We start from the raw sequence: 21,515 nt of genomic DNA, 5'->3' as shown, positions 1-21,515 counted from the left end.
ATTCACTTTTTCTGATATACTCAGCATGAGAAAATCTGGTGAGCCATATTAAACAAATGCCTCACTAGGCGGTCGTGTTTCTCCGTGCTCAATGCTTCTCGTGTGCGCAGGCCGGAACAACCAAATTCATTGAAATGCAAAGATGCATCATCTGCGCGCCAGCAATGCATTTTGAATAAATTCTTCCACGCCTCCTATTATCTCAGACATGGGCGCCCCCGACAGAGCGCTTCGGTAAGCACTACCTTCCAAGAGCTCGATCACCAACTGCGAAGCCTGAAGAGGATCTGAAACGGCTCGCAAGTCAGCTTCGCCAATCCCACGGCGAATAACTGCCTCGAGCGCCTTGGTCAGCGTTGCCCGGTTTTCCAAAAACAATTTTGCAATGTCTGGCTGGCGAATGGCTTCAATCGCAATTTCGAGCGTCAGTATGACATTCTCAGGTGCGGCCAGATATTTTGCGTAAGCCCTGACAAATTTCTTCAATACCTTCGGTGCAGGTAATCCTAAGGCCAGAACGTCGAGGAATTGTTCCAAATCACTTCGTTCCAACATTGCGATTTCTACAAGCACATCGTGTTTGCTGCGAAAGTGATTGTACAAGTTTCCGAGGCTCACCCCTGCGCGTTCCGCGATATCTCGCACACCAGTCTGATGATATCCGTGTTCGAGAAAGCACATTACTGCGGCTTCCAGTATTTGATTGCGTCGTTGGGCCGTAGCCCTTTCACGTGAAGTGCGCGGATGTTTATCAGTTTCTGTCATCTTCAATTTTCTGTATTGAACGAACGTACGTTCATATTATATGGCATTCAGGTAAGTATCGCAAGTTGATGCGGATTCGATTGTTCAGGAAGTCTCGGAGTCATGAATAACTATTCAAACGAAAATCGAAGAAAACCAGCTTACCGTTGGCTTTGGATTGGAGTTTCGCTGGCGCTTCTTGTTGCGGTTGTTGTCCTGCTTTTCGGCACTGAGGACACAATCGACGTTCACGTGTCCAAGTCTCCTCCGCCTCCACCAGTGGTCTCTGTCATCACGGCGAAACAACAAGAAGTAGAGGCCCAAATTTCAGCCTTTGCTGAAGTTCGCCCAAGATGGGATGCCGAGTTGCGGTCAGCCGTGTCCGGACGCATTGTCAAAGTTCACGACGCAGCGTTGGCTGGTTCAGAGGTCAAGCGCGGGGAACTGTTGTTTTCAATCGAAGACGCACCCTATCAGAGCGCTGTTGCAGCCTCCAAAATGGAACTTGAAGAAGCAGAACTAGCCCTGCTTCGCGCGCAGAATAATGTCACTGTTGCGCGGCGCCAGTTTGAACGAGATGGCGCGAGTCCTCCCAACGACTTGGCGCTCAACTTGCCTCAGCTACGTATTGCAAAAAGATCTGTTGCGACAGCCAAGGCTCGATTGAATGCTGCACAAACTGAATTGGCAGAAACTAATGTCATTGCTCCGTTTTCAGGTTTTGTCACCCTTCGCTTGGCCAGCCTTGGACAGACGGTCTCTCCAGGCGAGGCACTCCTTCACCTTTCTGACAACCAGCATTTCGAGTTGGTTGCTGAGTATAGCCAGTCTGACTGGGTTCTTCTGGATCATCCGATTTCTGGCACAACGGCTGATTTGTTTGATCGTTCCGGCGGGCACTTAGGCCAAGCTTTGGTACGCCACGGCGGCGGGTTCTTAGACAAAAACACGCGACAAGTACGCGTGTTTTTAGATGTCACCGCACCTGATGAACGGATCCTTGCTGGTGACTTTCTGAAGGTTCGACTGCCGGGGCGCACGATTGAGAATGCGCTAACCTTACCTGAAAGCACCGTGACCAGAACAGGGCACATCTGGCTGGTGGGTGAGGATGATCACCTACAACGGATTAGCCCCAATATTATGTTCCGCGACGAAGGCCTCGTCACAATCTCCGCTCCGGAAGAACCGGGACTTTGGCGGATTGCCAAGACACCGTTGGCTTCGTTCTTGCCGGGTCAGCGGGTAACACCGCTGCCGGATGAGGGCTGACAAATGTATGCCCTAACCTCTTGGTTCATTCGCAACCCCGTCGCCGCCAATCTAATGATGGCGCTAATTCTGTTCCTCGGTGTTCAGACCCTGCTGGGCATACGCATCGAAGGGTTCCCTCGTATTCCGCCCGAAAGCGTTACAATCTCGATTGAATTCCCGGACGCTACGGCCGAACAAGTGGATGAGCTTGTCACGCAGAAAGTAGAACAAGCCCTTGAAGGATTGGACGGAGTGCGCAGTGTCACTTCGCAATCAGAAAACGACCTCAGCTTCGTATCAGTGCGCCGAGCCGGTGGTGAGGATCTGCAAGACATTCTTGATCGGGTGCGTATTCGTATTGATGGGCTGACTGATCTCCCCGACACTGCGCGCCGACCCGTAATCGAAGCTTCGGAATTTGATTTCCCAGCGCTCTACCTCAACCTGTACGGTGAAACCGACGCAGCCACGCTGCAGAGCCTGGCGCAACGTCTGAAGGAAGAGTTGCTGGCGCAACCGGAATTGTCGCGGTTGCAGATCTGGGGACTGATCCCGCGAGAGTTACGCATCGAAATCGATCCGGCGGAACTGCGCCACTACGGACTGACGGTTTCAGATGTGACACGCGCCATTAGGGAAAACTCACTGACCTTCCAGGCCGGTCGTTTGCGAACTGAAGGCGGGACAATATTCCTGCGGGCTGATGACAGAGCAAGGTACGCGCCGGAATATGGTGATCTTCCCACAATTCAACGCGACGATGGCACTTTTGTGCCGCTACGCGATATCTCAAATATCGAGGACGCTTTTGAAGACGGCGAGTATCTGTTTCGTCTGAACGGCATGCCGACCGTCGGAATGGAGGTTTTGGTTGGGCAGAAAGAAAACCTTCTGAAGATCAGTGAAGTTGTGCGTAGCACCGTGGATGAGTTCAGCCGTCAGCTACCTTCGCAAGTCCACATAGAAGTCTGGGGTGACAGCGCAGGTTATATCTCGGACAGGCTTGCCTTGTTGCGATCAAACGGTGTGCAGGGCTTGATCCTTGTGACCCTAATGCTGTCAGTGTTCCTGAACGTGCGCCTTGCTTTCTGGGTGGCGATGGGCATTCCGATCTCGGTCATGGGTGCGATCGCGGTCTCAGGATCAAAATGGGTGGATTATTCGCTTAACGATGTCACTACATTCGGTCTGATCATTGCTTTGGGTATCCTCGTTGACGACGCTGTCGTAGTGGGTGAGAGCGTGTTCGAAGAGCGTCGCAAAGGGAAAGATCCGATCACGGATACTGAGCGCGGTGTGCACCGCGTAGCGGTTGCCACCGTATTCGGTGTTTTGACCACAATCGCCGCTTTTTTCCCGATGCTGTTGATCGACAATCCACTGGGCAAAGTGCTGGCTGGCTTTTCGGGCATCGTGATTCTGGCACTCGTTTTTTCGCTCATTGAAAGCAAGTTTATTCTGCCTGCGCATTTGGCTTACATTCCGATGGGGCAGAAACGGCGCTACCTGATAACTCGCCTTTGGGGCCGCGTGCAGGACGGCGCGCAAGGCGGTTTGAACTGGGTTCGAGATCACCTTTATCAACCCGTGCTTTTGGTCGCATTGCGCCATCGCTACGCCGTGCTGATCCTGTTCATTTCCGCCGCAATGCTGGGTCTTGGCTTGATGTACAAGGGCAAGATCAGAACTGTGTTTTTCCCTGAAGTCCCCGGTCAGATCATTACCGTAAACCTCGAGATGGATGCCCGCGCACCATTCGCGTTGACCCGCGCCAATGTGGATCGAATGGAAAGAATCCTGAACGATCTAAATACCGAACTTGCCGACAGCGCAGATATGACAACGCCACCTGTTCAAACGGTATTCACCATAATCAACAGTGCAGGCAGTGCGCAGATATATGCCGAGATGATCCCAGTTATCGATCGCCCGAATGTTCCGATCCTGAGCGTGGTGCGAGAATGGCGCGACCGTGTGGGCGCGGTAGAAGGCGCGACCGAACTAGAATTTACCGGTTCGGAGAGCCTTGCCGGAGGGTTCAGCATCCGGTTGGCCTCGAAAGACGAAGACCTTTTGCGGCAAGCGAGCGACGAGATGAAAGACTTTCTGTCAAACATCGAAGGCGTTGCAAACGTCCGCGACGGTCTTGTTGGAGGGCAACCGGAACTCAGGCTGCGCTTGCGTTCTGATGCTCGGCATCTTGGCTTCAACGCCGAAAGCCTCGCCCGTCAGATTGGATTTGGATTCGGTGGGGCAGAGGTAACTAAGGTCAGGCGCGATGGGTCTGAAGTTCGGGTCGTTGTGCAGAACGCGCAGGAAAACCGCGATACATTGACGGACTTGATGCAAACTCGATTGCGCAGCACATCAGGTGCCTGGGTGCCGTTGGAGACAGTCGCCGAAATCGAAGGCACTTACACATCGGGCATCATCAACCGCCGCGATGGCAAGCGCATGAACCTTGTCGCCGCCTCCATCGACCGCGATCTCGTCGCGCCGGAGGAAATCGGGCAGGCGGTCTTTTATCAGCTGGTTCCGGAACTCCGCGCAAAATACCCTAGCGTAGCGGTCCTGCCGGCAGGAGAACTGGAGGAAATGTCGGACATCAGCGACGGGTTGAGGCGCGCGCTGCTGCTTGCAGCGGTTCTGATCTATGTGTTGATGGCTGTGCCGCTCAAAAGCTACTGGCAACCCTTTGTCATTCTGGCGATCGTCCCGTTTGGTTTTATTGCTGCCGCCATCGGACATCTGATTATGGGTGTTTCGTTGTCGCTGTTTTCATTCTTTGGGATGTTGGCCCTGACCGGTGTGATCGTGAATGACAGCCTCGTCATGATCACTCGCTACAATCAGGCAAGGGATGAGGGCCAACCTATAGATCCGGCATTGCAAACTGCGGGAGTGGGCCGTTTCAAGGCCATCTTTCTGACAACCGCGACAACCGTAATAGGCCTGCTGCCTCTGCTCACTGAAACCTCGGAACAGGCGCAGTATCTGATCCCCGCTGCGATCTCGCTGGCTTTCGGCGAACTCTTTGGCACAGCTTTGATGCTGCTGCTGGTGCCGGTGTTGATCGCGATTACTGAAGATGCCTTGGCAGTCTTCAAGCCCATTCCACGGCATCCGAAACTGGAAAGGACGAACTCATGAGTGGAAAAATCATTCACACTTTGGTTGCAACTATTGCAATGGCGCTGCCGGCCGCGGCCGAGAGCCTGAATGTAACTGTTGAAGGCGTCCGAAACGCCAATGGGAACATCGTAATTCTAGTGTTTGACAAGGCTCGTACGTTTGAGACGTTGGATGTCTGGGGCGCTGTTGACTATGCACAGATTCCTTCGCGCAAAGGCAGCGTAAGCCACAGTTTTGCTGATCTGAATGCGGGTCCTTATGCTGTTTTGTTGTTTCATGACGAAAACAGGGACGAAGACCTGAACATGACTGAAACGCAGTTTCTCGAAGGTGTCGGATCGACCGGGGCGCCGAACCCCGACGACGAACCTGATTTCAAAGCCGCATCTGTCTGGCCGGGCGACGTTCGCGTTCGTATTCATTACGACCAATAGCATCAGATGCTGAAAGACCAAAAACTGACGATTGGCACGTTACTCAGGGTTTTTCGTTGGCGTGTCGCGGTTACATGGTGTCTGATTCTTTCCGAGACCGTGTTTACTGTTTTGATCCCGCTATACATTGGTTTCGCAATCGATGGGCTGCTGGAAGGCAGAACTGAACCCTTAATACATCTTGGGGTGTTACTAGTTTTTCTAACTATGATCGGTGTAATCCGTCGTATCTATGACACGCGGGTTTATGGAACAATCCGCGTTGAATTAGGCAAGGCGCTGGCATCCCGGTTTTCGACCCTTCCTGTTTCGTCGCTCAATGCCCGAATTGGAATGGGACGCGAGCTGGCGGATTTTCTCGAGGATGTCCTGCCCTCTGCGATCGCAGGCACCGTTCAATTTGCTGTTTCTGCAGTCCTGCTCTTCTATTTTTCGCCGGTACTGGCCTTGTCCGCATGTGGCGTGCTCGTTGGCATGATAAGCGTATACGCAATATTCCATACTACGTTCTGGGAGTGGAACCGGGCCCTTAACCATCAAATGGAACGGCAAGTCAGCATCTTGGAAGAACGCAGTCACCGTCCGATGCTGGTTCACCTCAAACGACTACGCAAGTTCGAAGTAAAACTTTCGGATACGGAGGCCGTTTTGTATGGAACGATCTTCATCCAGTTGATTGCTCTGGTCCTGTTCAACCTTTGGTTCGCAACCCAGTATCTGGAGTCCTCACCGGGTAAGATCTTTTCGATTGTCAGCTACACTTGGGAATTCGCGGAAGCGGCGCTTGCGCTTCCGATAGCACTCCAATCGTGGTCGCGACTTTCCGAAATCACGACCAGATTGGAGTCTAATTGAACTACGATCTAGTTCTCTAGTGCACCCCACAAATGAAATCTGTGAAGTTATTTCCAAGCGCCTTCTAGTGACTATCAATAAAAAACGCTGGTCAAATTCCTCATTTCGCGTTCCTACCTACTTTCGACGCCGAAGGAGGGACCGGCAAATCAAATTCAGGTCCTCAGTCTGAAAAGGTGTATTCCCCAATAGAACATAGGTCCAAGTTGTAGTCTTCAGATGCAGACTGATCTGAAAAGATACCCCGAATGTCATAAACACATGTGGTTAGGCCGTCTTCAATGAAGACATCCACTTCGTAGCCGGGTGCGAGGTATCCTCCTCTTAGTAGATTTCCTTCCCAGCTATTCGAAGAGGCGGGCGATACATTGAATTCCACAAGATCCTCGCTGCTGTCATTAAAGAGCTTAAATCGAAGATCTTCAGCATATGCTGAACTTGAGAACAAGATGATGAATGCGGTCGCTGTGGATAAGATACTTTTCATTTTCTTTGCCGTCTAAAACAGAAGAGTTGTTTGTGCTTGATCAAGCGTTAGGTGTCATCGCCGCTGCGAGGGCCTCTCCGGGCCGATCAAGTTCGAGAACGCCCCAGGCCGCGCGCAGCAGACGATCTTGTTCATCTTTGGTGAGGACACCCGCGCAGCACGACCGCGCCTTTGCTTCGACTTCAGTGTCGGTCAACGGGTTCTCCGGTCCGCCGCGATAGCGTTCGTCGGCCCAACCTGCTATTTCACGACCGTCTTTCAAGCGGATCGTGATACGAGACCGCATCTTGTCGAACCCTTGCGCCTCGATCTCGGAATCTAGTTCAGTCCGCACCCGGCGTTGCATTTTTTGCATCGGTTCTGATCCGACAAATGCGTCCGAGAACTCGACTTTGCCGGCTTTGCGGGCCAGCGCGATCATCGACAGTGCCGCAGGCAGAGAAAATTTCGCCTGCAGGTGATTTGACGCAATTGGATAGCGGATGGGCTTGAGAATATTGGTGCCTGCGTAGACCGTCACCGTGTCGATATCCCCGGATTTGATGTCTGCGTCGGTGACAAGTCGCAACATCAAATCAATCGTTGGGTGAGTAAGCACGCCACACGGATAGGGTTTGATCGAAACGCCGGGCTCGACGATGGTCCAGGTTCTGCCAAATCCTTGCGAGATTTTCTCCGGGCTGGCACCGCCACCCTGAACAGCCATGAACCCCCATGGGCCATCCAGCGCTTGTGGATCGGCTGTGTAGCCACGCGCAGCCAAGAGCGCTGCGGTGATCCCGTTCTCGGCGGCGCGACCCACATGCAAGGGTTTGGTCATGGTTCCGAAGTTGCAACGAATGCCAGCAGCGAAGCTGGCAGCTATTCCGAAACCGTGGCGGAGAGCATCTCCTTCCAGACCCAAGAGCTTCGCAGCTGCCGCGTATGCTCCGAAATGCCCGACTGTGCCGCTGGAATGCATACCCTGCATATAGTGTTGGGGCAGCATCCATTCCGAGATTTTACACTCCACCTCAAAGCCGGTCAGAAACGCCAACATGAAGTCCTTGCCCGACACGTTGCCCTGTTTTTGCGACATGACAATAGCGGCTGTCAGCGGCGGAATGGTTGGATGCGTCAGCAGCCCATAAATATGGGCTGGATCAATGCTAACCTGAGTGTCGTCCCAGTCATGGGCGTGGCCCGCCGTTCCCAACACACGCGCCGCCATCGGTGCTGGGACCTTGGCGTTGCGTCCGAGCAGCAGTGCATCTTCACGCCCACCATAATCCAGTGCCTCGTCTACAAGTATGTCGATCGTGTGTTCTTCAGACCCGGCAACATAAAGGCCAATGCCGTCCACAATACAGCGTGTTCCGATACGCAATGCCTCGTCGGGGATGTCTTCAAAACGGACTGTTTCCACGAATTCTGCGGCTTCGGCCGTGATGTTGGTATCCTGGGGCATTTCGGCGAATGCATTCTGAACAGCTGACATGGTTGTTATCCTTTCGGGGTATGGGGAGAATCTGATTTCGAGAGTAAAATGCGCCAGACAACTCCGGCGCTGGCGTTGACCAAGACAGCACGAACCGCCTGAAACGCCGCGACGAGGGCAACATTCTGACCTAGAACCTTCGAGGTCAGAACCATTTCTGCCATCCCGCCAATCGAGAAACAGAGGACGAGAGTTGGCAGGCTAAGGGGCGTAATCAAACTCGCAAATACGGCGGCAATTGCCATCCCCACCATGATCACAAGAAGAACGGGCACACCCGCGGCAAGCGCCCTCGGGATGGAAGAGAGTCGATCCCGCCGAAATCTCGCGCCCAGCGAAATGCCGACAAGAACCTGCACGACGGCCATAAGGGGTGCAGGCATCCGCCCGCTTGAAAAGCCGAAGGACGACAGCAACCCGACCGCAATCAGTGCGCCAAGCAACCACGCCGCGGGCAGCCCCAGTTGGGTGGCGGTCCATCCACCCGCCACCCCGACAAGCAGGACAAGAGCCAGAGGAGGCAAGCTCAGTGCCGCTGCGTCTGTTGATATCTCTTCTGACGTCGGGAAAACCGCGTACAGCGCCAAGGGTAAAAGACCTACGACCATTGCAACACGTACCGCATGCATTGAGGCAACAATGGTCCGGTCGGCACGATGGGTTGCGCCCACATTGGCCATTTCGATCACGCCACCGGGCAGGAGCGAGAAAAACGCGGTGCCGCGATCCATCCGCCCGAAGTGTGCCAGAACAGGTGTCATAACCACGGCGGCCGCGACGCCTAAAAACGACGCGAGAAGCATCAAGGGTGCCCAGACCAGCAGTGCAGCAGCAACATCCGGTGTAATGGACAGTCCGACCCCTGCTCCCAAAGCCGCCAGCGAGACACTGTAAAGCGGCTTGGGTACGGTGATCTCGACATTGCACATGGCAAAGCTACCGGTCGCCACCGCCGCACCCATTAGCCAGCCAAGTGGAAGGCCAAAGGCCTCCCAAAGGCTGCCCCCGAGCGCGGCGGGCAACAGGACTAGTACAAAGGCCCGAGTTATGCCGAGATCGCCTAGGATCACTCGTTCAAGTCTTTGTAAACAGGGGCATCTGCACGACGACGGCCCTTTAGCCAGTTGCTAAGTGGTGAAGACGCGATGCTGAGGATAGCCAGAACAAAGAAGAACAGCGCAATCGGACGCGTCAGGAACTGGCTCATGTCCTGGTCAAACAGGATCATGGACTGGGCAAGAGAGTTCTCGACCAAATGACCCAACACGAGACCCATGATGATCGGAGCGGGCGAGAACCCGGCACGGTTCAAAAAATACCCGACGAGACCGGCAACCAGCATGATATAGACATCACTCATTGACTGTCCGACACCATACGCACCGACAACACACAAGCAGAACACGGTCGGCCAGAGGAACTGACGCGGGATCAGCGAAATGCGCGAGAAATACTTGGCGCCAATCAGTCCGAAACCAAGGAAGACAAAGTTCGCAATCAGCATTGCGAAGAAGATCGCATACAGCAGGTTCGGTTGGTTTTCGAACAGGTATGGACCCGGACGCAGGCCATGGATCTGCAAGCCGCCCAGAATGACGGCAGCCGTGGCTGATCCGGGAATCCCAAGCGCTAGAGTTGGAACCATTGCCCCACCGGTTGCAGCATTGTTCGCGGCTTCGGGCCCGGCAACACCTTCGATCTCGCCCTTGCCGAAATTGTCCTTGTTCTTCGACCAGCGCTTGGCTTCGTTGTAGCCCATCATCGCAGCAACCGTCGAACCTTCGGCCGGCAGGATGCCCACGAAAGTGCCCAGACCGGAGCTGCGCAGGATGGTCTTCCAAACGCGCTTGAAGTCGTCGATTGTCGGAAGTTTCAGCGCTGACATGTTAAACCGTTCCAACGGCGTGTCTTTTTGCCCGGCCTGATCCAACAGTTCCGTCATGGCAAAAAGGCCGATCAACACGGGAATAAAGCTGATGCCTTCGTAAAGCTGGGGCACACCGAAGGTGAACCGCTCGACGCCAGTCGTCAGGTCGACGCCAACAGTTGCCAGCAAAACGCCGAAGGCGCCGCCGATCAAGTTCTTGACCGCGGATTTGCCGCTGATCGACGCCAGCATCGACAAACCAAATACCGTAAGGGCAAAGTACTCAGGCGGACCGAACCGATATGCAATCGTTGCCAGTGCGGGGGCAGCCAGGATCAAAACGATCAGAGAGAAAATGCCACCCGCGACGCTTGCAACCGCAGCCATGCCGAGGGCTTTGCCTGCCTCGCCCTTCTTGGCCAACGGATACCCGTCAAATGCGGTCGCTGCCGCAGGTGGCGCACCCGGAGCATTGATGAGGATCGCTGTGATACTGCCGCCAAACGTGCCAGCGCAATACAGCGCTGCAAGCATCGCGATTGCAGGGATCGGCTCCAGATAGATGGTGAATGGCAGCAACAACGCAACGGCCATAGAGCTGGACAAGCCCGGAAGAGCACCGACCAGAACGCCTACGATTGTCCCCACCATAATCAGCAGCAAGGTCGTGGGCTGAATGATTTCAAGAAGTCCGCCAAGAACGTCCATGTTTTTCTCCCTTCAAAGCCCAAGCGCCGCAAGTGGACCCATGGGCAACCGCAGGCCGAGCAGCATTTTGAAAAGGACGTAGATTGCGACCGGCACACCAAAGGCAAAAGCGACGATGGCACCGTAGTTCTGTGCACCCCACATCACCGGCAAAATTAGACAAATGCAGAAGAACACCAGCGGCACGCCAAGAACTGGAAACAGAATGGCGGCGAGCCCAAGCACCGCTGCGGTTGCAGGCATTTGCCAAGGGGGCCTTCCACCCAAGGTGTCTCCACCACGTGTAGTGTTTTGCAGGATCATGATGACGGTAAGCACAGCGATCACGCCAAGGATCAGGCGGGGCATGTGCGTGGCTGGCATGCCCTGCGCCATGCCAAGTGGGTCCGAGTCAAAGGTGGTCGTGACCCACCAAAGGATTGCCGACAGGACAAGGATCAGCCCGCCTGCGACGAGGTCGCGAGAGAGTTTCATGAGGTTCCCTTCCGATGGAACGAGTGACCGCCCACCATTGCGGCGGACGGTCAGAAGGCGGCCTTACTTACGCAAGCCCAGCTCTTCGAGGGTCGCGTAGATGTTGTCGTACATTTCGCGGATCTGAGCGTCCCAGACCTCGGAGCCTGCAACCGAACTTGCATCAAGGCCAATGCCTTCCAGGTATGCCTGATACGTGCCGTGCTCCATGCCTTTGATCAGCTTCTCTTCAAGCATCGCCGCCCGATCCACGGGGGTGTCTGCCATTACAATCACGCCACGTACGGTCGAAAAATTCACGCCGTCGATGCCCAGCTCTGCCATAGTTGGCGTATCAGGAAGCACACCCAATCGTTCTTTCGCCATGATGGCCAGCGGCACGAAGTCACCGGATTCGATCCCATCCACGGCCTCACCATAGTTCAGGCCAGCGGCCTGAATGTTCTTTCCCATCAGGTTCGTAATCATGGCGCCGCCACCATCAAAGGGGACGTAGGCCACTTTGGCACCGGACTTGTTGGCAAATGTCATTGCCGCGATGTGGTCTATGCCGCCTGCCTGCGTGCCACCCCATTTGATCGGAGAAGTTTTGGACGCTTCGATCAACTGCTCAAGGTTTTCTATTCCAGAGGTCTTGTTCACGACGACAATAATCGGGTCATCTGTCGACCGGGCAATCCCTTTGACATCATTAATTCCAATTGGCGCACGACCTCGGGCCATCGTGATCAGATGCGTGGGGGTAATTGCCATCAGGGTGTGACCGTCGGCCGGTTTACCCGAGGCATAGCTCATGGCCACGGCGCCTCCACCCCCCTTCTTGATCTGAACAAAGGCATCCACACCAAGTTCCTTACGCGCACGGATCAGCATTGTGCGTGCGGTTGTGTCGGTGCCGCCGCCAGCAGACGCGTGGGTTACAACCTCGATAGGCTGCGACGGGTATTCTTCTGCAGCCGACGATGTGGCCAGCGCCGCCACGATCATCGCACCAGCAGCGATACGCGAAAGTGTTTTCATGGTTTCCTCCCATAGATTTTCGCCCAGCCGGTTACGGCCGTTGATTTCGATGGGTATCATTACTAACTGTAAACTGTCAACAGTTTTCAATTTAAGAAGTCCGCTCCCCGTTTTCAGACGGCTTTAAAGAGATGCAATCAGACGGGTGAGGCCGTTGGAAACGTGTTCGCGTAGCGCATTATTTGCTGCAGCGGCATCTCGTTTCTTAAGCGCGTCGACAATTTCTTTATGCTCGGAATTTGAAACCTGAAGGTTCCCTTCCTGGACAAGCCCGCGTCTTCGCAGCAAGTGAAGTTGATTAACAATTTTTCGATAAGTGTCCTCGAGCGCGCTGTTTCGGGCCGCCAGGACCAGCGCGTCATGAAACTGCAAGTTCAGTTTGTAGTAATCCGCTGTGTCGCTCTTATCCGCAGCCATCTGCATCCTGTCCACAAGAACACTTAAATCGGCAATTTGGGCATCATTTGCACGCTTTACGATCAACTCCCCCGCAAGCCCGGCAATGGCCCCTCGAAGCTCATACAAATCTCGCGCTTCATCCAAAGACACCTCACGCACATACATGCCCCGGTTAACCTTGCTGGTCAAAAGCCCGGCCTGTTCGAGACTTCTGCAAGCTTCGCGAATAGGTCCACGACTAATTCCCAGTCGCTCGGCCAATGTGCTTTCGTTGATCCTGTCGCCCGCAACCAGTTCTCCTGATACGATCATTTCTTCTATCGCATCGACAGCAATTGACGTAATAGTGTTCGCCTTACGTTGATTGATCGCTTGGGTTGCGGACTGGGTGGATGTGGATGCTCTCATGGGTCTGATCCTGATCATTGAAGCGTTAACTGTCAACAATCGGAACGCTAATTTCCTTCAAGAGAAAATATAATCTGCTAGTTCATCTGCTCATCGTTTTTGTACGCAAGCGGCCCTTTCCGAGCCTTCACAGCCAAATCAATCCCTGCTGCTCAGACTCACCAAACCGGTCATTCGCAAGCCCTGTGAGAACATCTCACTGATACTGGTTAGCGGTGCAAGAAAATCAAACTTGTGTATCTGTCGCGAAATTATTTGTGGAATTGATCGCCAAAGCGGCCGGTAGCCCTTCTTTAAAACCAAGAGGCAATAAGCATGAACGCTAAGAAGACTTCTGTCTGAATAGCTATAGTTTAGTTGGGTTCTGGACCCATTAAATTGGTTGCCGTTATCTCGACTGCGTGGATCACGCCCCTGAATTTCAGGGGTGTGCACTGAGCATTCTATTCTGGCTGACTGACGAACAAATGGGGCGTCTTCAGCCTTACTTTCCGAAGAGCCATGCAAGCCAAGGGTTAACGACCAGCGTGCTTTGAGCGGGATTATCTTTATAAACCGCAATGGGTTGCGGTGTCCGATGCACCTCGCAAATAAAGGCCGCCAAAGACGCTGTACATCCGATGGAAACGGTGGAGCAACATGGGTGTGTTTGCTTGGATCATGGAAGGATTGGCTGCTGAAGGCACGGATCACAATACGATCATGATTGACGCAACATACCTCAAAGCGCACCGCACTGCCTCAAGCCTGCGCATTAAAAGGTGGGGTGTGGCAGTCTGATCGGTAGGACCAAGGGTGGAATGAACACAAAGCTTCACGCCATTACCGACGGTGTTGGTCGCCCAATTCGGTTCTTCATCTCTGCCGGCCAAGTTGGCGATTGTGCTGGGGCCAGGGCTTTGGTGAACGACTTGCCATCGGCTGAATGGTAATTGGGTGATCGTGGTTATAATGCGGGCAGGTTCCGTGAAGCCCTTATAGACAAGGGAAAAAAGCCCTGCACTTCAGGCCGAAAATCACGCGACAAGCCTGTCCGGTACGACAAGCGCCGCTACGAACGCCGCAACAAGATCGGGATTTTGTTCGGACGCCTGAAGGGCGGGCATCGTGTTGCCACTCGCTGTGATCTATGCCCGAAAGTCGTCCTCTCGGCCATCGCGCCCGCAGCCATTGTCAAATCAAGGAGTCTGAAACCTAGGTCAAAGTGCGGCTTCGTCGAAAATGCCAATGATCCAATCCAGAAATGCTCGGACACGCGGTGAGAGTTGCCGGTTTTGCGGATAATAGGCGGCCAACGGAGTCGGCGCCGGTGGTGCATTCGGCAAGACTTCGACGAGTCGCCCATCTTCCAAGTCTTCCAAAAATCGATACTTAGGTGCTTGCGCAATCCCAAACCCCTCTCGGGTCAAATGGTGTACAGTGTCGGCGTCATTTGCGGTCACCAATACCGGCAACGAAATTTCTTCAAACCGCTCTTCGACTTTGAACTCCAGTGGCATTGCGGATCCAGTGCGCGAAGACAGGAAGCCAACCATCTGGTGACCTACCAGATCGCCCACCGACTCGGGAACGCCGAATTTCTCTAGATAGCCAGGACTGGCACAGGTGATTTCCGGGAGATCTGCGAGGTGCCGCATGATCATGCCGCTGTCATCGGGGTTTCCTGCACGGATAACGCAGTCGACTCCTTCGCGGACCAGATCAACCAGTCGCTCGGTCTGTCCGAGTTGAAGCGTGATCTTCGGGTGCCTGGTCAGGAAGTCGGCGAGGTGCGGTAACAAGAAAACCCTTGTCAGAGTACCAGGAGCGTCTACGCGCAACAGGCCGGAAGGTTCGTGCCCGCGCAAAGCGCCCTCGGCATCTTCAAGGTCTGCCAAAATAGATGCACATCTTTCGTAGTACGCCTGCCCATCCGGCGTTGGCGCCACATGGCGGGTTGTGCGATCCAGCAATCGGCTCCCCAAGTCGCGTTCCAACCGCTGGATAGCTTCACTTGCGGTGGACCGGGGAACACTGAGATCGGCTGCTGCCCTTGTGAAGCTCCTGCGTTCCAGCACTCGAACAAACAGGCGCATGGTATCAAGTCTGTCAATCATTGTTCGCCTTTATCGAACTGTCATTCCTAATCAAGACTGATTATCTGGTCAATCTTCACGTCTATCTTCGCTGGGAACAGAAAGGAGATTGACATGACACATAGACAGAAAACCGCAATTGTGACCGGTTCCAGCAGGGGGATTGGCGCATCGATCGCACTCCGCTTGGCTCAAGATGGCCATTCAATCGTCGTCAATTTCGCAAGCGATGAAACCGGTGCGACCCAGGTCGTAGACACAATCAAACACACGGGCGGCCAAGCAATCGCAGTCCAAGGTGACATTTCCGAAACTTCCTGCATGCCGCGGTTGTTCGATGTTGCAGAACAAGAATTCGGCTCTGTCGATGTTCTGGTTAACAACGCGGGCATTATGCGCCTCGATGCGATTGGATCCACATCTGATGCCGACTTGGAAGCGCATTGCGCCATCAATATTGGGGGTGTGTTTCGTGGTATGCGAGAGGCAGCCAACCGCATGAACGAAGGTGGCGCGATTGTCAGCCTTTCCTCCAGCGTAGTTGGTCTCTATCAACCGGAATACGGTATCTACGCAGCGACAAAAGCCGCGGTGGAAGCAATGACTCATGTGCTGGCCAAAGAATTGGGCCCGCGCGGCATCACCGTGAATGCCGTCGCGCCGGGGCCGGTTGAGACTGACCTATTCATCACAGGAAAACCCGAAGCGATGATCGAAAACATCAAGAAAACGAATCCGTTTGGTCGACTTGGAACGCCCGATGATATCGCTGCCGTTGTTTCACTTCTGGCCGGGCCTGATGGCCGTTGGATCAGTGGTCAAACACTTCGCGCTAATGGCGGCGTCATCTGAAACCTCCCTGAAAGGATAATCCAATGCCATTTGCCAACTACAAACTCCCGCAGGCGTCGCTGACAGAAGATCAAAAAGAGGACCTTATCCATAAAACAACAGACCTGATGGTCAGCTTCTTTGGAGAGATTGTGCGCCCGACCACGATGGTCCTGATCGAAGAGGTGAAAGACGGTGGATACTGCCGCGCAGACGAAGTGTTTGTGATGCCGGATGCGTATCGCGCCAAGGATTGAGTCAAACCAATAGGCAGGTCGCGACACGTGTCGCTGCCTACATCACTCTCAGGAGCGGTAAGAAAAGCTACTCTGCAGCGGTTCTTGAATAGCGAGCGGGAGGACACCCAACGCGACGGGAAAATGCAGTACTGAACGCACTGGAAGACCCATATCCCGTTTCGGCGGAGATTTCTGCAATGCTGAGTTCGCCCGTGCGGAGCATATGCTTTGCCAGCGTCATTCGCCAATTCTGCAAGTAAGTCATCGGGGGATGCCCCATTAGTTTTTCAAACCGGGTGAAATACGCGGAGCGAGACAACCCTGCTTCCTTCGCAAGCGATTGAACAGTCCAACCGTGAGCCGGGGCCGAATGCATTGCGCGTAAGCTGGGACCAATTCGCAAATCCGCTAGACCGCATAAAAGGTTTGCCGTCGGCCCCGGTTCAGCGCCAGAACGAAAGGCTTCAATCAGTAAGACTTGCAACAAGTTCTCGACGATCACATCTCGCGCCGGCCTGTTCGCGCGTGCTTCATCTCGGACAAGTTCTGTGAGAGTCGCCAGTCGTCCCTCACCTCGCGCAAAAATCAGGTCTGGCAATAGTGCGACCAGAAGCTCTGCATCCGGGCTGGCAAAGGTACAGTGTCCTATGAGTAGCTGAACCACTGGTTCGGCGTCGGGCGGTCCAAGCTTGAAGATTCCGTCTTCACCCTCCACCGGACGGCTCAGTAGGTCAGTCGCCGGAAGTGGGTCCAAACTGGAGAAGGTGAATGACTTGACCGCGGGGATCAGGGCAAAATCTCCGGCATTCAATACTAAAGGCTCTTTTCCCTCGACTTCCAGGCAAGCTCGACCTGTAAGAAGTGAGCAGTAAAAAGCTTCATTCACATCGTCCCGGGGCACCCGGAACGGTCCAGACGCATGCACAAGTTTTGAGTACGACGCCTTTGGCTGAAGGAGGGAGATGATTTCGGAGAACGGATCTGCCATTTTGGACTAAAAGTAACCTTTTTTGGATTTTGGATTATATAAAGTACTGATCTGGCTGTCTACCTTAGTACCATTGGCGAAAAGGAGATGCTGCCATGAATACTGTAATGATCACAGGATGTTCTTCGGGTTTTGGACTTGAAACCGCGCGCCACTTCCTCGAACAGGGATGGTCCGTTATTGCTACAATGCGCAAACCTGACGAAACACTTTTGCCGACCTCGGACCGTTTGAAAATCCTGCGACTGGATATTTCGGACAGCGAAAGTATTGCAAAGGCCGTGAAAGCTGCCGGCCCCATCGACGCCCTGGTGAACAATGCAGGTGTTGGCTGGCTATCCCCCTTCGAAGGAACATCCCAAGAAAACCTGCGCCGGATATTTGAGACCAATACGTTCGGCACTATAGAAATGGTTCGTGCCGTACTGCCACAATTGCGTGCCAAAGGCTCTGGCGCGATCGTCAACGTTTCGTCCAGCGTCACTCTCAAACCGTTGCCGCTGGCTCCGGTCTATACAGCCAGTAAAGCCGCGGTAAACGCCTTCACCGAATGTTTGGCGCTTGAATTAGCCGCTTTGGGTATTCGCGCCCATATCGTTCTGCCCGGTCAGGCGCCAACAACGAATTTCGGCAAGAACGCGATGGCGCTGATGGCTGAATCAAATGACACGCCCGAAGACTACAAACCATTTGTCGAGCATATTATGGGTGCATTCATGAATGCTGAGGGGAAGGAATTCACCCTTGCAGAAGATGTCGTTCAGGCAATCTGGAGAGCGGTGACGGACAGCACCTGCCCACTGAGGGTCCACGCAGGAAAGGACTCGGTCGCGCTGGCAGCCTAAAGTACCATTTCAAACAACTTGAATTAACTCGACAAAGGGAATGGCCGCTCCCACCTGGAGCGGCCATTTCAATGCATTGGGTTGCTGCACCAGATGGTGCCCAACTTTCTTAAAACCCATGCATGCGCTTGGCCCATTGATAGCCAACAATCAAACCCTTCATTACCGGCAGAAGAGCCAGGGCGCCGGCGACTGCGATCACCGACATGCTGAGTGCCAGCACCCACGGTTCCGGCCGCCATGTCACCCAGGCTATGTGCAGTGCGAACCCCATGATATGACCGATGATCAGGATCGTAAGATATGCCGGCCCATCATCTGCCCGCTGATAACTCAAATCCAAGCCGCAACTCGAACATTCATCATTCACTTTGATGTAGCTGTGCAGCAGCTTGCCTTCCCCGCACTTGGGGCACTTCAACTTCATACCATTGATGATCGCAGGCTTGATCGGACGATCTTCGCTGTCACCGTGGCCGTCGCATGTAAGTTCGGACATCTTTGATCTCCTTCTTTGGCGTTCCAGATAACCCATGCCCAATCAAAATGCAATCAATAAGCAATCAATAATGCTCCTCTATCGATATTGCGTTGAAATATATCTAATTTTCGTGCGAAGGTGTCTGCATCAATCTGCTGCAATGACTGGAATGCATCTTTGAAGACCTGGACGCCGAATCTCAGCGACAACGGGAAACCGCTCTATATTCAGATCGCTGAGGCGATTAGGCACGATGTCGAGACAGGCGTTCTTGAAGCAGGCGACAGGCTTCCGCCCCAGCGCAGTGTCGCAAAAACTGTCGGTTTGGATTTCACAACCGTTTCACGCGGTTATTCAGAGGCGGCAAAGCGAGGGTATATCGACACGTTTGTCGGTCGCGGTTCGTTTGTCCGGCAACCAGAAAAGACAACAGAACAAGCGGATCCCCGACGTGCGCTTGAAGAAGACCCAAATATGAACATGCCACCAGAGCCAGATGATCCAGCTCTGGTGGCTCGAATGGAACAGGGTCTTGCGCATGTTGCGGCGAACCTTGTCCCCCTACTCCGCTACCAATCCGTCATTGGCAGCCGACAGGACCGGGAAACTGCTGCCCGATGGATGAGTATCAATGGTATAGACGTGGCGGCGGATCAATTGGCTATCACGCCAGGAGCACATTCCAGCCTTCTTTCGATCCTGACATTGCTCACCAAACCCGGACAGACAGTGCTGTGCGAATGCGTGACCTACCCGGGCATTCGTGCAATCGCGGGCCAGTTCGGCATCCGGCTTGTAGGAGTGAGATCAGATGACAGCGGAATACTCCCGGAAGAGCTGGATGCGTCCATTCAGGAACATGCACCCTCGGCGCTGTACCTGAACCCGACCCTGCAAAACCCCCTCACACTTACGATACCAAAAGGTCGACGTGAGCAAATCGCGTCCATTTTGCAGAAACACAGTTTGCCATTGGTCGAAGATGACGCCAATCGATTTGTGTCCTCAGATGCACCTCCACCAATTTCGCAACATATACCAGAATTGGGATGGTACATCGCCGGTCTTTCCAAATGCCTGGGCGCAGGTTTGAGGCTGGCACTCACCGTGGCCCCGTCGGGTGTAACGAAAGGCCACTTCTCACGGGTGCTGCAAGCATCAAATGTGATGGCTTCGCCTATCACGACGGCACTGATGTGCCGATGGATAGAGGATGGAACCGCGACAGCCGTTCAAAAATTCATTCGAGTTGAAGCGAAGCGCCGACAAAATCTTGCTGCTGAGATCATGCGCAATCAGAGCTTCAACAGCAGCAATGAGGCATTCAATATCTGGCTGAAACTGCCCCAAGGTTCCACTCGTGCAGATGTGATGAGCGTCATGGCCAATCGACAAGTGGGGATTATGCCAAGCAACGCCTTTACCGTGACAGGCTCACCTGAAGAAGCGGTCAGGGTTTGCCTTGGCGGGCCAATCTCATTCAGCCAATTGGCTGAGGATCTGGAAGCGCTCAATTATGCGATCGCCCACCAAAACTTGGTTCCATAATACACAAATGATTTTGCGTGGAGTGCTGAGTAGCGCTCAATCTAATTCGGGTGTTCACTTCGAAACGCCAAGAACGATACCTGCGAACCTTTTTAAATCAGACGGAGCGGTTGAACGGTGCTGGACAATGACGTGCCAGTAGAGCGGCGCGATAAGCATATCGAGAACCATCTGCCGATCCGTGTCTTGGGAAAGCTCACCGCGCTCAAATGCCCTGTCCAGCATGATCATGGCTTGGGCCCTTCGATCACGCGTCACACTCTCAAGCAACTCGGCAAGCTCATCAGAACGTGCGTGCTCTGCATGCAGGTCTGGCAGAATGCGGCGCACAAGTGGATGCCGCAGAGTTGCAGTCATCCGGCGTAACAGCATGGCGACGTCACCCTCAAAGGACCCGGTGTCCGGAATTGGGGTGATGCGCGTCGCCGTTGATTTCACCGCTTCGGTCACAAGATCAAACTTGGATTTGCTCCGTCGATAGAGCGCCGCCTTCCCGACACCTGCGCGGGCCGCGATGCGCTCCATACGAAGAGCGGAATACCCCGTTTCCGCCCACTCCTCGAACAAGGCGCGTTGGATGGCTTCCGTTACCGTGTCTTGCAAAACGGCGGCCCCGGCGGGCTTCCGACGTGGGCGATCAACATTTTTTACGTCGGAACACTTGCGTTCCATCGTGATTCTCCCTTATATAGGACGAAACGGTATCGTTCCGTCGCAGATTGAAGCAATCCGAGCGATACTGCAACCCGTTTGTGGCATTTGCAGAAAGGACGCGAAGATGGATCCGAAAATCGCTCTTCTGTGGTTTGCGCCTCTGCTTTGCGGCGCCTTGATACCCATTCATGCCGGAATGAATGCTGAGCTTAGCCGTGCTGCCGGCCACCCCCTTTGGGCAACTCTGTTGTCGTTTGGAATATCATTCGTTTGTCTGGTTGTCGGTATTGCCTGTCTTCGCCCGACATTGCCAAGCTTATCTTCTCTTTATGCGGCTCCTCCCTGGGCGTGGGTCGGAGGCGTGATCGGTGTCGTTTACGTGATGGCGACCATGGTTCTGATCCCACGCTTTGGGGCTGCCGCTTTTATTGCAGCTGTTGTCGCCGGACAAATGACGATGGCGCTTATCCTCGATCAGAACGGTCTATTGGGGAACGACTCTAGACCCGCAGATTTCTTCCGCATCACAGGTGCAATGCTGTCAATTGCAGGTGTTCTCATCATGCAGCTTGGAAAAGCGTCATGACCCCAGTCA

At 53.9% G+C, this 21,515-nt stretch carries 20 protein-coding genes and 1 pseudogene; 10 read left to right on the top strand and 11 right to left on the bottom strand.

Going from position 1 to position 21,515, the window contains the following annotated elements:
• Positions 1-147 precede the first annotated feature (147 nt).
• Positions 148-765: a TetR/AcrR family transcriptional regulator gene (locus ACR1XY_RS19985; protein ID WP_480595784.1), complete on the bottom strand. Its 618-nt coding sequence runs from the start codon at positions 763-765 to the stop codon at positions 148-150.
• A 102-nt stretch (positions 766-867) separates the two neighbouring features.
• On the opposite strand from ACR1XY_RS19985, the gene ACR1XY_RS19980 reads away from it, so the two are divergent.
• From ACR1XY_RS19980 to ACR1XY_RS19965, 4 genes are read left to right on the top strand one after another with little or no spacing between them, the layout of a single operon-like run.
• Complete coding sequence (locus tag ACR1XY_RS19980) at positions 868-2,016, top strand: efflux RND transporter periplasmic adaptor subunit (RefSeq protein ID WP_480595782.1); 1,149 nt, start codon at positions 868-870, stop codon at positions 2,014-2,016.
• A 3-nt stretch (positions 2,017-2,019) separates the two neighbouring features.
• Entirely contained in the window at positions 2,020-5,148 is a 3,129-nt protein-coding gene (locus ACR1XY_RS19975) for an efflux RND transporter permease subunit (RefSeq protein ID WP_480595780.1), read from the top strand.
• Complete coding sequence (locus ACR1XY_RS19970; RefSeq protein ID WP_480595778.1) at positions 5,145-5,564, top strand: DUF2141 domain-containing protein; 420 nt, start codon at positions 5,145-5,147, stop codon at positions 5,562-5,564. The genes ACR1XY_RS19975 and ACR1XY_RS19970 overlap by 4 nt, the downstream gene beginning before the upstream one ends.
• Before the next feature lie 6 nt (positions 5,565-5,570).
• Positions 5,571-6,419, top strand: coding sequence for an ABC transporter six-transmembrane domain-containing protein (locus ACR1XY_RS19965; RefSeq protein ID WP_480595776.1), 849 nt, complete (start codon positions 5,571-5,573; stop codon positions 6,417-6,419).
• Between the two features lie 527 nt (positions 6,420-6,946).
• Here ACR1XY_RS19965 and ACR1XY_RS19960 read toward each other — a convergent pair.
• The 6 genes from ACR1XY_RS19960 to ACR1XY_RS19935 form a co-directional block, all read right to left on the bottom strand.
• Entirely contained in the window at positions 6,947-8,383 is a 1,437-nt protein-coding gene (locus tag ACR1XY_RS19960) for an MmgE/PrpD family protein (protein WP_480595774.1), read from the bottom strand.
• Positions 8,384-8,388: 5 nt separating this feature from the next.
• Complete coding sequence (locus tag ACR1XY_RS19955; protein WP_480595772.1) at positions 8,389-9,453, bottom strand: AbrB family transcriptional regulator; 1,065 nt, start codon at positions 9,451-9,453, stop codon at positions 8,389-8,391.
• Positions 9,450-10,958 (bottom strand): tripartite tricarboxylate transporter permease, encoded by a 1,509-nt coding sequence (locus tag ACR1XY_RS19950; RefSeq protein WP_480595768.1) that lies wholly within the window; start codon positions 10,956-10,958, stop codon positions 9,450-9,452. The genes ACR1XY_RS19955 and ACR1XY_RS19950 overlap by 4 nt, the downstream gene beginning before the upstream one ends.
• A gap of 12 nt (positions 10,959-10,970) precedes the next feature.
• Entirely contained in the window at positions 10,971-11,432 is a 462-nt protein-coding gene (locus ACR1XY_RS19945) for a tripartite tricarboxylate transporter TctB family protein (protein ID WP_480595764.1), read from the bottom strand.
• A gap of 63 nt (positions 11,433-11,495) precedes the next feature.
• Positions 11,496-12,452 (bottom strand): Bug family tripartite tricarboxylate transporter substrate binding protein, encoded by a 957-nt coding sequence (locus ACR1XY_RS19940; protein WP_480595762.1) that lies wholly within the window; start codon positions 12,450-12,452, stop codon positions 11,496-11,498.
• Positions 12,453-12,575: 123 nt separating this feature from the next.
• On the bottom strand, positions 12,576-13,259 hold the full coding sequence (locus ACR1XY_RS19935; RefSeq protein WP_480595758.1) for an FCD domain-containing protein: 684 nt from the start codon (positions 13,257-13,259) through the stop codon (positions 12,576-12,578).
• Between the two features lie 434 nt (positions 13,260-13,693).
• On the opposite strand from ACR1XY_RS19935, the pseudogene ACR1XY_RS19930 reads away from it, so the two are divergent.
• A pseudogene (locus tag ACR1XY_RS19930) lies at positions 13,694-14,434 on the top strand (IS5 family transposase); the annotation flags it as partial.
• A gap of 24 nt (positions 14,435-14,458) precedes the next feature.
• On the opposite strand, the gene ACR1XY_RS19925 reads toward ACR1XY_RS19930, so the two are convergent.
• Positions 14,459-15,355 (bottom strand): LysR family transcriptional regulator, encoded by an 897-nt coding sequence (locus ACR1XY_RS19925; RefSeq protein ID WP_480595756.1) that lies wholly within the window; start codon positions 15,353-15,355, stop codon positions 14,459-14,461.
• A 93-nt stretch (positions 15,356-15,448) separates the two neighbouring features.
• Between ACR1XY_RS19925 and ACR1XY_RS19920 the strand changes: the two genes are divergently transcribed.
• Positions 15,449-16,186, top strand: a complete 738-nt coding sequence (locus ACR1XY_RS19920; RefSeq protein WP_480595752.1) for an SDR family oxidoreductase — start codon at positions 15,449-15,451, stop codon at positions 16,184-16,186.
• Between the two features lie 23 nt (positions 16,187-16,209).
• Positions 16,210-16,422, top strand: a complete 213-nt coding sequence (locus tag ACR1XY_RS19915) for a tautomerase family protein (RefSeq protein WP_480595750.1) — start codon at positions 16,210-16,212, stop codon at positions 16,420-16,422.
• Between the two features lie 67 nt (positions 16,423-16,489).
• On the opposite strand, the gene ACR1XY_RS19910 is transcribed toward ACR1XY_RS19915, so the two are convergent.
• Positions 16,490-17,392, bottom strand: coding sequence for an AraC family transcriptional regulator (locus ACR1XY_RS19910; protein WP_480595747.1), 903 nt, complete (start codon positions 17,390-17,392; stop codon positions 16,490-16,492).
• 95 nt (positions 17,393-17,487) lie between these two features.
• Here ACR1XY_RS19910 and ACR1XY_RS19905 point away from each other — a divergent pair, with 95 nt between their 5' ends.
• A complete protein-coding gene (locus ACR1XY_RS19905) occupies positions 17,488-18,237 on the top strand; it encodes an SDR family oxidoreductase (protein WP_480595745.1) in 750 nt (249 codons plus the stop codon).
• A 109-nt stretch (positions 18,238-18,346) separates the two neighbouring features.
• On the opposite strand, the gene ACR1XY_RS19900 is transcribed toward ACR1XY_RS19905, so the two are convergent.
• Positions 18,347-18,736, bottom strand: coding sequence for a DUF983 domain-containing protein (locus tag ACR1XY_RS19900; RefSeq protein ID WP_480595743.1), 390 nt, complete (start codon positions 18,734-18,736; stop codon positions 18,347-18,349).
• Between the two features lie 159 nt (positions 18,737-18,895).
• On the opposite strand from ACR1XY_RS19900, the gene ACR1XY_RS19895 reads away from it, so the two are divergent.
• Complete coding sequence (locus ACR1XY_RS19895; protein ID WP_480595740.1) at positions 18,896-20,266, top strand: aminotransferase-like domain-containing protein; 1,371 nt, start codon at positions 18,896-18,898, stop codon at positions 20,264-20,266.
• Positions 20,267-20,320: 54 nt separating this feature from the next.
• Here ACR1XY_RS19895 and ACR1XY_RS19890 read toward each other — a convergent pair whose 3' ends face one another.
• Complete coding sequence (locus ACR1XY_RS19890; RefSeq protein ID WP_480595738.1) at positions 20,321-20,938, bottom strand: TetR/AcrR family transcriptional regulator; 618 nt, start codon at positions 20,936-20,938, stop codon at positions 20,321-20,323.
• A gap of 106 nt (positions 20,939-21,044) precedes the next feature.
• On the opposite strand from ACR1XY_RS19890, the gene ACR1XY_RS19885 reads away from it, so the two are divergent.
• Positions 21,045-21,506: a DMT family transporter gene (locus ACR1XY_RS19885; protein ID WP_480595736.1), complete on the top strand. Its 462-nt coding sequence runs from the start codon at positions 21,045-21,047 to the stop codon at positions 21,504-21,506.
• The last annotated feature ends 9 nt before the right edge of the window (positions 21,507-21,515 follow it).

It is taken from the genome of Ruegeria sp. AD11(2025), assembly GCF_056542405.1.
Note: the sequence above shows the minus strand (reverse complement) of the source record. Positions and strands in the feature narration are given on the sequence as shown.